Origin of the sequence: Endozoicomonas sp. 8E, assembly GCF_032883915.1 — a bacterium.
Lineage (GTDB): Bacteria > Pseudomonadota > Gammaproteobacteria > Pseudomonadales > Endozoicomonadaceae > Endozoicomonas_A.
In genome coordinates, this window is record NZ_CP120717.1 from 5,220,693 (window position 1) to 5,235,033 (window position 14,341).

The 14,341-nt window shown below is 50.4% G+C and carries 11 protein-coding genes; 4 read left to right on the forward strand and 7 right to left on the reverse strand.

What is annotated here, in order from left to right; genetic code table 11:
• Positions 1 to 2: 2 nt before the first annotated feature.
• From P6910_RS17935 to P6910_RS17950, 4 genes are read left to right on the forward strand one after another with little or no spacing between them, the layout of a single operon-like run.
• Entirely contained in the window at positions 3 to 1,052 is a 1,050-nt protein-coding gene (locus tag P6910_RS17935; RefSeq protein WP_317142620.1) for a PilW family protein, read from the forward strand.
• A 2-nt stretch (positions 1,053 to 1,054) separates the two neighbouring features.
• A complete protein-coding gene (locus P6910_RS17940; protein ID WP_317142621.1) occupies positions 1,055 to 1,615 on the forward strand; it encodes a PilX N-terminal domain-containing pilus assembly protein in 561 nt (186 codons plus the stop codon).
• A 27-nt stretch (positions 1,616 to 1,642) separates the two neighbouring features.
• Positions 1,643 to 6,412, forward strand: a complete 4,770-nt coding sequence (locus P6910_RS17945; protein ID WP_317142622.1) for a pilus assembly protein — start codon at positions 1,643 to 1,645, stop codon at positions 6,410 to 6,412.
• A 57-nt stretch (positions 6,413 to 6,469) separates the two neighbouring features.
• Entirely contained in the window at positions 6,470 to 6,892 is a 423-nt protein-coding gene (locus tag P6910_RS17950) for a type IV pilin protein (protein ID WP_317142623.1), read from the forward strand.
• An 11-nt stretch (positions 6,893 to 6,903) separates the two neighbouring features.
• Here the strand turns inward: P6910_RS17950 and P6910_RS17955 are convergent, their stop codons facing one another.
• The 7 genes from P6910_RS17955 to P6910_RS17985 all read right to left on the reverse strand — a co-directional run bounded on the left by P6910_RS17955 (position 6,904) and on the right by P6910_RS17985 (position 14,237).
• Positions 6,904 to 7,308 carry a type IV pilin protein gene (locus P6910_RS17955; RefSeq protein ID WP_317142624.1) on the reverse strand — a complete coding sequence of 135 codons (405 nt, stop codon included), beginning with the start codon at positions 7,306 to 7,308 and terminating at the stop codon, positions 6,904 to 6,906.
• A complete protein-coding gene (locus P6910_RS17960; RefSeq protein ID WP_317142625.1) occupies positions 7,305 to 9,761 on the reverse strand; it encodes a pilus assembly protein in 2,457 nt (818 codons plus the stop codon). The genes P6910_RS17955 and P6910_RS17960 overlap by 4 nt, the downstream gene beginning before the upstream one ends.
• Positions 9,762 to 9,816: 55 nt before the next feature.
• A complete protein-coding gene (locus P6910_RS17965; RefSeq protein WP_317142626.1) occupies positions 9,817 to 10,245 on the reverse strand; it encodes a hypothetical protein in 429 nt (142 codons plus the stop codon).
• Positions 10,246 to 10,279: 34 nt separating this feature from the next.
• Positions 10,280 to 11,050, reverse strand: coding sequence for a PilW family protein (locus P6910_RS17970; RefSeq protein ID WP_317142627.1), 771 nt, complete (start codon positions 11,048 to 11,050; stop codon positions 10,280 to 10,282).
• Entirely contained in the window at positions 11,047 to 11,583 is a 537-nt protein-coding gene (pilV, locus tag P6910_RS17975; protein WP_317142628.1) for a type IV pilus modification protein PilV, read from the reverse strand. The genes P6910_RS17970 and pilV overlap by 4 nt, the downstream gene beginning before the upstream one ends.
• Positions 11,584 to 11,594: 11 nt before the next feature.
• Positions 11,595 to 12,137 (reverse strand): GspH/FimT family protein, encoded by a 543-nt coding sequence (locus P6910_RS17980; protein WP_317142629.1) that lies wholly within the window; start codon positions 12,135 to 12,137, stop codon positions 11,595 to 11,597.
• Positions 12,138 to 12,371: 234 nt separating this feature from the next.
• Positions 12,372 to 14,237, reverse strand: a complete 1,866-nt coding sequence (locus tag P6910_RS17985) for an autotransporter domain-containing protein (RefSeq protein ID WP_317142630.1) — start codon at positions 14,235 to 14,237, stop codon at positions 12,372 to 12,374.
• Between the last annotated feature and the right edge of the window lie 104 nt (positions 14,238 to 14,341).

A 14,341-nucleotide genomic window follows, 5' to 3' on the forward strand; every position in this document is an offset into this window, starting at 1 on the left:
CCATGAACAGTTCCAAGCAGAAAGGACTCAGCCTGATTGAACTGATGATTTCCATGTTATTGGGCATTTTCATCATTGCCTCAGTCACCCAAGTCTTTCTGAGCAGCAACAATTCCAATCGCTTGAACTTTCAGTTGGGGCTAATGCAGGAAGCTGCCCGAATTGCTGTAAGCGCCATGTCTAATGACGTCCGTGTCGCTGGCTATACAGGCTGTAATACCAAGGTTTCGATCGGTAATGCCCTGCTTCAGAACAGTGCTACCCATGAATGGCTTACTGCTGAACAACCGATACAGGGGATGAATCTCTCTGACACCCAGTCAAAGATGGACGCTCAGGCCACTTCAGAAAGCCTGTTGGTCTTCAAGGTCAATCCCGACACTGTTTTTTCTATAACCAACCATGACACATCCACATCCACCCTGACACTGGATCGCAACATAGGTTCGACCCTGCCGACCGGCGGTGCTGCGGCGATAACCCGTCAGGACTGCTCTCAGGTAGCCCTGATAGCCCTGAGTTCCATCAGCGGCAGTAACTTAACCCATACCACCAGCGGTGCTGGCGATTTCAGAAATTGTGTCGCTCAACTCAAGGGCAGCTTTCGTTGTTATGACGGCTCGACACCTTCCGGTGCTCTGTCATTCAACCCGGGTTATCTGAAGCCTCTGGGCTCTGTAGGTTATTTTGTAAAACCGGATAACGGCCTGCCTACTCTCTTTCGAAAAGAAGCAGGCAACCCCACGGCAATAGCCATAGTGGACGGCATCGAGGATATTCGCATTCACTACGGCCTGGATACGGATAACGACGGGGTTACTAATCGTTATATCAGAGCCGGTGATCGTAGTTTTCGCCACGCAGACTGGCTGCAGACCACCGCCATCCGTATTCACCTGCTGACGCGCAGTGAAACCGAAATTCTCCCTGTTCCAGCTCCTCTGCCAGCTCCCCCAAGAACCTATCTTTTCGATGGTCAACAGGTCGCTCAGTCGGATCGCTTCTTGCGCAAGGAATATGTTATGACCATGGCCCTGAGAAACAGAGGATAATCATGAGCTGTATCAGACAACGTCACGATGAAGACGGAACCGCTCTGCTCTACACCATGGTTTTTCTAACCCTCATGGTGATGGCGACTCTGACGGCGGTTCAATTCTCAAGCCTTGAGCAGAGAATGTCGGCCAGCTACCGGACTCATCAGACTGCTTTCGTTGCTGCAGAAACAGCAATGCTGGAGGCCGAACGCTGTATCAAAAATCAGAACAGTTGCAATGACATCAACACATTCGCCAGTGATTGCAGTGGCGGCCTCTGCTTCAGTGGCTCTGACCGTAACAGTATAATCAGCTGTCGGGCCGGTAATGCCCGTCCCTGGGAGATTGCCGCCCTCTGGACAGACGCCGGCAAAACCATTGCCGCCATCACTCTGCCTTCTGGAACTTCTGCCCGCTATGTCGTGGAATTCCTCTGCTACGTTCCAAGAACCCTGTTTGGAGTCAGCCCCAATCCTGCCAACCCTTCAGACTGGTCACAGCTTTATCGTGTAACCGTGCTCGCTTCAGTCGATAACCTCAATAGTCAGGTCATGCTGCAGTCTACTTACAAACGTTGAGCTAACTTCGCATAAAAGGATTTCACAGTGTTCGTGTCAAAAGGGATCAGTCTCTCTGCAATTTTTTCAGCCAGAAAACAGTCTTCGTCTCTGTTTTGGCTAAAAATCGGCTTATTAGCATTCTTGCTCCAGACCCTTATCCTGCAGCAGGCCACCGCAGATTCCTCGGACTATGCTGCAATTCCCAATCAGGGAACCACCAGCTCACCCCCTCTGTTACTCTTTGCGCTCTCCTTTGATCACGAACTTTTCAAAAAAGCCTACAGCGACTACACAGATATAGATGGTGATGGCTTAATAGACATCACCTACAAAGACACCATTGATTACTATGGATATTTTGAATCAGACTGGTGCTACACCTACAGCAGCAGTCGTTTTCAACCTTCTGTAAGAGCAACAGGAGCCAATGGTCATAGCTGCACCACTTCAGGCGCACCCTGGAGCGGTAACTTTTTAAACTGGGGAACAATGTCCCGGATCGACCTGATCCGCAAGGCACTCTACGGCGGAATGAGGGTGACCGATACCACCAGTTTGACCACTCTGGAAAGGGCTGAAATCCCCTACGACTTCCATGCATTCAGTAAGATCTATTCGGGCGCCGATATTAATGACTTCACACCTTACAACAGTTCCGACATCACTCTTTGTAATCTGAATCAAAGTCAGAGTGGCGCCCCTCTGGTAAGAGTCAAAAACAGCAATGACCCAAACTGGGCCGGTTTAAACCGGGTTCGCTGTCAGGGCTCATCGACTGCCGACTTCAACGTCAGGGTGGATGTCTGTCATAGTAGCTCAACCGATAGCCGATGCCAGACCTATGGCAGCTCCAGAAAGCCGGTGGGACTGATCCAAACCTATCAGGAGCTGGTAGAGTTTGGCCTTATTACCGGCAGCTATGAAGGTAACACTCAGGGCGGGGTCATACGTAAAAACATTTCTTTCGCCAGCGATGAAGTCAATCAAAGCACAGGGCAGTTTATAAACAACTCTGGCATGGTAGCGACCATCAATAGCTTCAGAATTTCAGATTACAGCTATAGCGCTCAGCAGTACAATTGCGGCTCTGGCAGCCCTGTCAATTGTAAAGACTGGGGCAATCCCATGTCAGAAATTTACCTGGAAGCGCTTCGCTACTTTGCCGGGGAATCCGGACCTTCTTCCGACTACAGCGTCAGTACCGACCTGGGATTACCCAAACCCGCCTGGCAGGATCCGTTTACGGTTGATAACCGTTGCGCCAACTGCGCCATTATTATGCTATCGACAGGACAAAACTCTTACGACAGTGATGACTACAGCAACCTTGGCGATATACTTTCGTCCGGAATCTCGCAACTTAACCAGCTAACCGATAACATCGGTAACCTTGAACCTGACCTTGTCTTTCCCGGTTCCTTTATCATCGGCAGTAACGGTAGCAGCGGCATCCGACAGTGCGAACCCAAAAACCTCAATGGCCTGTCTGATGCCCGGGGTATTTGTCCTGAAGTTCCCCACTACGAGGGCAGCTATTATATGGCTGGCCTTGCTCACTATGCGCGAACCAACGATCTGAGACCAAACCTGGCGGGCAACCAGAATGTTACCACCTATGCGGTTGAACTGGATCAGACGGTTCCGACCCTGTCATTTGGTGTTCCTGATGGTCTGGGCAACCGTAATATTGTGTCTCTGACTCCGATTTGCCAGACCATTGACTTTGCAGACGGTTTTGACGAAGCACTCTACCGCCCCTGCCGTTATCTGGACCAGACAATAGAGAGCTTTACTACGGATAGTTCAGGCCTGCTTGACAGCATTACCTTCCGCATAGGCTGGGCCGATGAAACCTTTGGCGGAGACGGTGATACCGACTCCGAAGCTTCTTATACCATAACCACTTCAACCAATAATCTCAGAGTGCGTCTTTACGATCCGGATTTTAATGGCTCCAACAGTTTCAGATATGGCTACTCCATATCCGGGGTTCAGAATTATAGTGGTATGGTTTTGGACGCGGAATACAACTCCAGCTACATCAACGACACTCCTGCAATAAACCAGGGCTACGATGATGGCGACAGTGAGTCTGCATTGTTGATGCGAACCTGCAAAGACGAGCCAACAAGTGGGCCCTACTGCCTCACTGTCAGTGGCACGGAGTTAACCGCTAACGATGTCACTAAAAATTTCAGGCCAAACGCTAATGTTTCTGACCGCCTGCCAAAGCCTTTATTTCTGGCAGCAAAGTATGGCGGCTTTAACGACCTTGATAACGATAACACGCCCAATCATGACGCCAATGGTGACAACATTCCGGACGCTGATAACAAGGAGTGGGACAATCGTAACAACCTGACAGGCTCCCTGGGTGCGGATGGTATTCCTGATAATTACTTTTTAATCAGCAACCCGGCTCGGCTTGAAAGACAGCTGGGACAGATTCTTGAGGAGATAGCCAGTCGTATATCTTCCGGCGCCAGCGCTGCCCTGATTGCCAACAGTGCCAGCGGTGTAGGCTCGGCCATTCAAGGGCTATTCCGTCCCAGAGTCACGGTCAATAACATTGATATCAGTTGGGTCGGGTTGCTCCACAGCTTATTTGTTGATAGCAAAGGTCACTTCCGGGAAGACTCTAATGGTAACCGGACACTGGATGACTATTCGACCGACCGGGTTGTGACCTTGTCTTTTGACCCCACCAGTAATTCTACTGTTATTCAGCGTTATACCTCTGCCGATAATGGTGTGACACTGACGCCCGACGGCGGTAACGCGGATTTGATCGAGCTGAAGCCCGTCTGGGATGCCCGTGAACGCCTGATGGAAGTTAGCAACATTACCAGTCAACGAAACTATAATGCACTGACCAATACCGGCCGTCATATCCTGACCTGGCTGGATGCCAATAATAATGGCCGTGTCGATGCCGGTGAGGAACAGCCCTTTGTCTCTGCCAACTTCACAGGCAGCAATAGTGGTTATCTGGGCGTCACCCCGTCGGAGTCAGATAAGCTGGTTAAATACATTCGTGGCGAAGATCAGACAGGTTACCGCTCTCGCTCTGTAGATATCGACAATGATGGCGACTTGGAGGTCTGGCGCCTGGGCGACATCATTCACTCCAACCCTATCGCCGTATCCAAACCGGAAGGTTACTATTCTGACAGCAAACCCTTCAACAGCAATGACTCAACCTTTATTGAGTTTCAAAAACAGTACGAGAACCGTCGTCAAGTAGTGTATGTGGGTGCCAATGACGGGATGATTCATGCCTTCAATGCCGGCTTCTGGAACAACAGTAATCAGCAGTTTGATCTGAGTTATGGCTCTGATACATCTCAGCACCCTCTGGGTGGAGAACTCTGGGCGTACGCCCCCATGAACCTTTTACCCCATCTTCGCTGGCTGTCAGAACAGGATTATCCCCACGTCTTTTACATGGATGGAGAGCCCCTGATTTTTGACGCTAATATTTTCACCCCGGATGCCGACCACCCCAAAGGTTGGGGAACGGTACTGCTCATGGGCATGCGGCTGGGCGGCGGCCCCATTGACGTCACAGTTAACAGTGCCACCCGAACCATGCGTTCTGCCTACGTCATGCTGGATATCACCAACCCGAAAAAGCCTCCGAAACTGCTGGCAGAAATTACTCACCCAGAGTTAGGCTTTACCACGGGCCGCCCCGTGGTGATACAACGGCGCAAACCCAACGCTTCCGGTGACTATAACTTTCCCACCGAAAACAACTGGTATCTGGCCTTCGGCTCGGGCCCGACAGGTACAGGACTCAGCGGTATACGACAAGCTCTGGACAATGCCACCAGCGACCAGAATATGAAAGTGTTTGTCTATGATCTGAAAAGCAAAAGCTTTCTCAGCACTTTTAACCCCATGGACAGTGGCATAACACAGGCTTATGCCGGCAACATGGCCACCGTGGACTGGGATCAGGATTACTATGACGATGCCGTCTACTTTGGCAGCGTTGAAACCGCAGGCAACCTAAGCGGCGAACTGCTAAGAATCAATCTCGAAGACCCACTGACTTCAAACTGGACACTGGGCACGTTAACCCGCCCGCAGCGACCTGTTACCGCCCGTCCCACTGCGGTGACTAACAGCGATAATGAACGCTGGGTCTTTGTCGGTACGGGTCGTGAATTGACCCGGGCAGACAGTATTAACAGTCAGCAGGAATTCTTTTTTGGCGTGAAAGAGCCGAAACTCAATGACGCCTTCTCTTATGGCACAGTGCCCTTCAGCAACCTGATTGATACCACTGACGTTCAGGTGAAAGCCGATGGCAATCTGGTCTCCGGCTTCAGGGTATCAGGGAGCACGACAGTAAGTAACTTTGAGTCCCTGCGCAACACCCTGACCACCGAAGCCGGTTGGAAAAACCGACTGATCCATAATGGCACAGATCCCAGCGGTAAAAGTCTCAGCTCACCGGCCAATGCTTTTGCCCTGCTGCTGTTCACCGAATACCAGCCACCTGCCGATCAGTGTCTGATAGATGGTACGAGCTATCTGAATGCTCTGCATTACCAGACAGGCACGGCAATACCTGCCAGTATTCAAAAAGTGCTGACTCCGGACGGTTTTACTGACAGTACGGTATCGGAGAAGAAAATCAGTCTTGGTGCAGGCTTGGCACCTGCTCCGGTGGTCCACCAGGGCAATGATGGTAAAACCAGCATTATTATTCAGGGAGGGGCCGGTAATATTTCCAGCACCGATCTGGAATACACGCTGACGGATGACGGGCGACAATCCTGGCGACAGATATTTAATATCCCCAGATAAGCAGACTATAGTGAAGTCAGCCATGCATAAGGTGAAATAATTTGAAGGAGCTGAGTTATGGATAACCAGCCAGTGTCTGCCAAAGACAGTGGATTCAGTCTGATTGAGCTGATGATCGTCGTTGCTATCATCGGCATCATTGTGGCAGTCGCCATTCCATCCTATCAGCAATATGTCTTTGAAAGTCGCAGGACGGACGCCCATGTCGCCCTGACAACAGCGGCCGCAGAACAGGAAAAGTTCTACACCTACGACAATGCTTACACGACTGATATCAACAATCTTGGTGGTGCTACTTCTCCGGATGGGCATTACACCATCGCTGTAACGGCCACCAATACCACTTATACGTTGACGGCCACCGCAATCAGCAGCGGTAGCCAATATGAGGATACCGACTGTCGAACCATCACCTTAAATCAACTTGGGGTCAGAGCGGGCTTTGACAGCTCTGCGGCAGCTTCTGCAGAATGCTGGTGAACAGGACAGAACTATTGCCAGGCATTCAGGGGCGTCCGTGCACCACGGCTGTTGATCGTCAGGCTGCCGTCCGGGGCCTGAACGCCCTGGGGAGTTGCAGTCAGTAATACACACTGGGAAATAGTCATGGAAGGACAGGCTACCGCACTGATCAAATAATAACCATTCTCGGAAACCACTTCACCGGCACCATTCACTGAATAGCCCAACTTTGAGAGATCATTGGTATAACCCAGTTGCTCGGTAAAATATCGCTCCTGCTGCTGCATAATCGTTAACAGGGATGAAATGCCCTCACTGCGTCGGGACTGCAACACATGTTCGTTATAGGACGGGACAACGATTGCGGCGAGAATACCGATGATGGCCACCACGATGATAATTTCTAATAGTGTAAATCCCTTTACCTTTCTCACTGGTTTTCCCTCCAGAAGTTTTTGTGGAAAGGTATTGAACCCGCTTGCCTGAGAACATCCTGAAAACACTCTCCACCCACACAGATATCTGCGCCCTGGCTGCTACGGTTAAGAATAACGGGCGCTGGGGTCAAGATGTCATATCGTAGCTGTCTCTTGCGGTCGCCTTTAACCACCTGACTATTGCCATCAAGATCAACCACTGCGCTGGCATTATCAATGTTCAACACATAGAGATAGCTGCTACCCCCGCCACCAGGCGCATAGGTAGTCAGGGTCAGGACATTATTGAAAACAGTGGGCCTGCCCAGTAGCTTTTCTCCAGACACCTCAAAGCGGATATACCAGCCTTTCTGAACACCCAGAGCACTGATGGCGTTCGCTCGCTGAACCCCATTCCCCTGCTGTATGAGGTTGTCAGTGGCATCGTAGAGCGCTGATTCATCAATGACCGAGCCGCTGTTGTAGTTATAACTGACGGGAGCGTTGTAGATATTGGGATCCCTGATGACATAGAGCCGATCGTTCACCTTGGTATCCAGAGGCTTCGCCCTGAAACCACTACCCACGACAATGTTCAGATGATCAACCGATCTGGAGAGTGAAACATCCGGCCTTTCATAAAACCGTCTTGCATCGGCACTGGAGCTGCCAGAGAAGTTGGCTATACGCCCTCCCGTGGCGAAGTTCCAGGCTCCGCTGTTATTCTGGTTAACATCGAATCGCCAGACCTGACCGCCAATGTCCACCGCAAAAAAGTAATCCGTCAGTCCATTGTTGTCGATGTCGATCACCGCCAGGTCAGCAGGAATACTGTAATCCATATCCGACAGGTTCAGGTCAGCGCCACTGTTACCGGCAGACCAGAGCTTCTTGCCCGTATCGGCATCCACCATATAAACGGCCCGACCGATGTCATTATTGCCGATCGTCGTCTGTTCATCAGCATCCTGATCGTAGCCGGCACCAAACAGCAGCACCTGCCTGTCGGAGCCATTAAAACGAACCTTTGCCAGAGTCGGGGCTGACCAGGTCTGGCCCAACTCAGGAAAATCAGGATTCAGTGTCGTACTGTCTGCCTGACGGTCCCTGTCCCGATCACCTCGAATCACCCATTTCAGTACCGGTTCGCTTCTGGCAGTAACGTCCAAAGCGTAGATATTACTGCCACCGCGTCTCATGGTGAGATAAAGGTAAACATGCTCTCCAGGATCTTTAAGAAGACTATTATTGCCCTGAAGAACATCACCATCACCATTGACATCGTTCATCCATACTGTCATCGGGCCATCCATACCATAGGGCTTGGCCGGCTTACTCACAGGGGGAGGCGGTATCTGGGGGGTGCTCCTGAGCCTGCAGCTCTGATCGAGGAGGATATCACCAAACTTATAGCGATACTCACAAAACTCAGGCTCTAAACAGGTTTGCGGGGGCACAGAAAGAGAATAATTGTAGTAACAGTCACCGTCCGACTTTGGTACGCTATTTTTAAGACGACAACTCTGTGTATGATGAAGATCTAAAAATCGATACTGATAACTGCACCAATACTCGGGAATGCATTTACCGGGTATTTGGTAGTCCCAGACACAACCCGCATCGGAAGATGGGCCGCTATAGTGGTTCCCCCCCCCTACCAGATTATCTTTGTAGAGTTTAAGGTTAACGAGCAGCTCTCTAGGAATAAATGAGAACTCGGTGCTGCCATTATCGGTATTCACAGCGTGTAAAAAGCCGTCGTTGGTGGTGAAATAAACGGTTCGATCCACCACTGAACCGGCACTGTTCTTGTAGTAGGTGATCACTTTTGGCTGTGTATGAAGTGGATCACCGATACTGGTTCGGTTGTCCGAAATGGAACCGTCACTGTCTTCGTCGTCAACATCAACCCCTCTGGCCCACTTGAGAACATTGTTGCGGTTCGATCCCGCCGCACTCCCGGACAAAGCCAGAAGCCCGCTGGTAATCCCTGAATTATTCTCGCTGACACGATTACCCGAAGCACTCAGGACAAGGTTGTTACCATTGATAATATTGGAGACCACCAGCCGACTTTGACTCAGATGGGCAGCCACCCCCCCTTTAGTAGTGCTGTTGCCATCATTAGTATTTCCCCAAAAGCTTCTGGAACTGCCGGTAAAAAATCCGTTGGATGGGTCAATAGCCAGATGACCGTTGGCATCATAAACCTTATTATCCGAACCCAGTCGGTAGCGCTTGAGGTTGCCTCGCCAGCTGGGGCCATTAATAGATCGCAGGAGGATATAATAAAGTTCATCAGAACTTTGAAGAGGGTTTGCGGCATCACTGACCGATGCGGCTGCAGCAAACCCCAGAGTATCAGCCTGGCCATTATTGTATGCATTGATCAGAAGATCCGTATCGTCGGACTGCACCTCTGGCAGCCACAACAGACTGAGAACCAATGCAGGCAGTAGATGATGCTTCAAAAGTGAAACCCTCCGTCACGTACTCTCTTTCTGCATCGGCAGCACAGTCTTCAGATTAATTCGAAAGAGTGGTCACGTAGGTAAAGCCCATGGTCTGACTGGAACGTGCACCGGTCTGAGTCAGTGACGCGACGCTGTCAATTTCGAACATCAGGCCAATGTATTTCCCCAGACTGTAGCCCGGAGGGGGGGGTATCTCACCGATATACCGGAGTGTGGCTGTCTGACAGAGCTGAGCCGGGTTAGAACACCCTGTCGGGTTCTGTATGATGGTCAGGTTGACATCAGCGGCCGTGGCATTCTGTAACACAGCGGGGTTATTAATAAGGTATTGATATTGACCATCCAACTCACTGTAAGCGACCTGATAGACCTGCAATCCTCTCTGTTCGTTGTTAACCGCCATTTCCCCAAAAATGGCCATCTCCATAACAAACAGCCCCGAGAACAACATCACCAGCATAATGATCATGGTCATCAGCATGATCGCGCCCTGCTGTCTGGCCTTATAAATAGATCTATAAACCGGCGTTATTAAGTTTGTAAGCTGTGGTAAAGACATATCGAGGTCGTCCGTCGTTGAGGGTCAAAGTACCACTTTCCAGAATGTTGTAGGATCGGGTTCGTCGATCGAATGAGCGAGCCTGCTGACCGGAATTCACCAGTACGCCGAGTCTGACGCTTCTGACATCCTGCCAGTCACTGACCGCACTGGCTGCCAGATACTGATGCACATTGTCAGTATCGTTATGGGTAACACCATAAACGGCCTGAAGACGCTCCACACCAATGATGACCGCCCTGGCTGCTCCTCTGGCTAAGGAGTTTGCCGGGTTGTAGCCCCGGCAGAAAAGAGTATCAATATTGCCATTAGCCGGATCAGGAGCCACATAGTAAACATCGGCCGTCAACTCTCCTGCCGGAACGCTATTACCCGCACAATCTTCACCGTTCTGAGGCAAAAACTGGACAGCCACCTGATCACTGTTGGTACCGCCACCATCCAATGTACATTGGGCAGCACTGCCACATCTGCCGGCAAAAAAGGGCAACACCAGACTGTTCACTTCATTGCTGTAGCCTGCCTGTCTCATGGCACGACCCAATAAATACAGAGTATGCCGACCATTTTCCTGAGCCAGAGAAAGATCTTCCTGGAAATAGGTGGAACGACTGCTGTTCAACATCAGTTGTAAAAAGGTGCTGCTAATTAACAAACCGATCACCAGCGCCAGTAACAGCTCAATCAATGACAGACCTTGCTGTCGGGATAAGGATTTTCTAATCATTGCCTTAGATATTTCAGAGTCAGTGACTTCTGCGCCAGAAACAGAGTGCCAATGCCGCCTCTGGTTTCCCATTTAAGGGTTATCGACACCGTTTCGCCAGAATTACAGGGGCTAGCCGAACAGCTGACGGCCAATTGCTGGTTGGAAACCCTGGCATTTCGGCACATGAGATCATGAACATCAAAGTCAGCCATTTCATCGGCCGAACAACTGTTGGCAATGCATTGTCTGGGGACCGGTCCGGCACAATAGGAGGAGAGATTACTGCTGGCGGTTTGGGCTGTACTCTGATATCTGCCTGATTCCACCCCCTGAACATTCACCTTCATACGTTCCGACATTTCATTCGCCAGCCAGATAGCCTGGGAACGTTGCAGACTGTCCTGAGTGGCCCTGACCGCCTGAGCCTGCATCCCTGCCATACCGAGAATGCCCACCATAAAAATCACTACACTGATCAGCACTTCAATGAGACCAAAGCCGGTCTCTTTGCTCTGTGCAACGGTTCTGTGCGCCTTTGAGCTTGCTTGCAAGTGCCCTTCCATCAACAATTCCCTGTCGAAGAAGTTTTTCGAATTTGCCCGGTCGTCGTGACCGATACTGTTTTGATTGGAGCAGCCAATCCGCCGGTGGGGCAGACTCTTATAGTACGTACCACTGAAGGGCTGCCTCTGGGCGTAAATGTCACGGTATTACCGGTATTCAGATTGATCGTAACCTCTCTGTCAATTTCTTCGTAAACCCTGATAACAATCTCCCCCGGGTCAACGGAGCTGTTATTGTTGGGGTTTACAAAAACCATCCAGCCTGCTTTCCAATTGCTGTCAGAGGTATCGCAACTAAAGCCGTTCTGGCTGCGGCAGAGACTGACATTCACTCCTCTTTTTATCGCTTCACTGCGGGCCACCACCATACTGCTGAAGACACGCTGATTGTAAAAATCCATTCGAAATGATTGCACGAGCGAGTCGAGGGATACCGTCATGGAGCCAATGATGCCGACCAGAAGAATGGTGATCATCATCTCGATCAGGGTGAGCCCTTTCATGGTTCTGGGCCGGGTGATTGCGAAGCTACGCCTGAACACAACCTGCTTCCTTTACTGAATGACACTTCAACTTTAGGAAGAAAGCCAAGACCAGAGATTGAGGGAATGACAGGCGGCTTATCCGAGAGTGAACCGGACTCCGCCTATCAAAAAAGCTTCAAAGGATTGACACGAATCACCAGACTAAGGGTTTCCCCGGGGAATGCCAAAGATCTGTCACCATGACATTCTGCCCGGGGTCTGCGAACAACTATGGAAAGGTCACACCCCGGATCAGAAAGCGGCTGAATACGTCAAACTGAACAGCTCGGAGCCATCAGCCTGATCGCTATAGTTATAATTCAGACCCAGCTTGCCATCCCCCAAATCCATGACGGCACCGAGATTAGCGGTCACGAAGCCGCCTTCATCGACATAGGCTCCGGGTAGGTTGTACATCCCAAAATTCAAATTGGTATTGGTGACGTTAATGTTCTCAAAGCCTCCTTCCTGCTCATCGGTATGGTACATCTCGGCGTTGATGGCAATGGTCTCCGTGAGCTGCATCCCCCCCATAAAACCAGCGCGCAACTGCATGCTTTCTGTGGATTGATTCCCCCATTTGTAATTGGAAATTTCTCCGCCACTCTCGGTATAACCGTTAACGGAAGCATGAATGGCTTGTAATCCGAGAACAGGGCCAAAAACAAACTGCGACGATTCGTCCAGCAGGTTATAGCCAGCCAGCAGATCAAGACCCACAGCATGGCCTTCGGTATCGCCTTTGGCGATATAAGTCTGCGAACCGATGTTGAAATCCCGCGCAAGATCTGAATAGTCCATATTGGTATAACCCAGTGCACCTTCTAAAAACCAGGCACCTTCACGATAACCATAAAGGATATTCAGACCATAATTGTTTGCCTCAAATGATGAACCATCGACGTCCAGCTCATTCTGTCCCAGAGTAACAGCAATACCCAAAAAATGGTTGTCATCCAGACCTTTGATCAATCCCACAGTGGATGAATAACGATCATCGTCGGGACTTAAGCCGCCATCCAGCTCATTGGCCCCAGCAGCGCCACTGATAAACCAACCACTTTTTACATCCTTCCAGCGGGACTGACGCATTTCATTGGTAACTGCACTGAATTGACTGCGAGCTGCACTCAACCCCATCTGCGGTAACAAACCCACTTTCCTGGGGGCTATGATGATATCCGCCATGTAATCTGCAGCCAAAGCATGGGTTTTACCGGTGGGGTGCAAAAAATCATTAAAAATCAGGCTGTCAGGGTCCGGAGCAGTGCCATCAACTCCATAGACCGGATGCTCGAAACATGAGGTTGAAGGACCAGTACTGCCCGCCAAACCATTGTCATAACAGGTATACACCTGATCGATTGCAGCGCCGGTAACAGCTGCATCCACGCCTGAGGCAAAGCCAAATTGATCAGCATCCCTGATAATAAGATCAATAAAACCCTGAAAATCTACCGGTATGACATTGGCACCGGTTTGATTGACAAAAATTTCAAGCGCCTGGTTGTAACCGGCAGCAGCAGTACTTGCCCCAGAGGCCTGATTCGGATCAGCCAGAGCAGCCAGTTGAGTAAGGGGAATCCGCCCCATATCAGGCAAATTTGCCAACATAATATATCTGGCGCCAGCAGCACTCAGAGCGCCCACCGCCGTAGCCATATTCTGGGCTGACGCCTGAATCGCTGCCTCTTGATCGGGCGCACTCGACCATGTTCCTGCTAAATCATTCCCCCCACCATCGAGAAAGTAGAGTGCATTTTCAGAGGCTGAAGGGTTATCAATCAAGTAAGAATTGAAATTGCCCCCCGAGGTCGTAACGGTATTTGCAGCATCCTGAGAGGCGACACCACCAACAATGGAATCCAGAACATCGGCGGTTTGATAGCCCCCGACTGCATAGTTATTACCGCCATTGGCAAGAGTATCAATGTCCAATCCCAGGGCCTGAGCCAGCAATTCAGTCGCTATGACACCGCCATCATTTGTCGCATAAGACAGGTTGCCTGTATCCAGCAGGCTGTCACCAAACACATAAAACTCACTGAAAGGCTGCTCGGCCTGAGCACTAAAAGACACGGCTACTGTCACAGCCGCAGATAGAATTTTCCGCTTCATCTTCTTTCCTTATTATTATTATGATGATGATTTTTACATGCAGTACTGTGGGGCTATTTTTATCACTGCGACCAGAATTTAGCAATCAGTCATTAATAATCGGC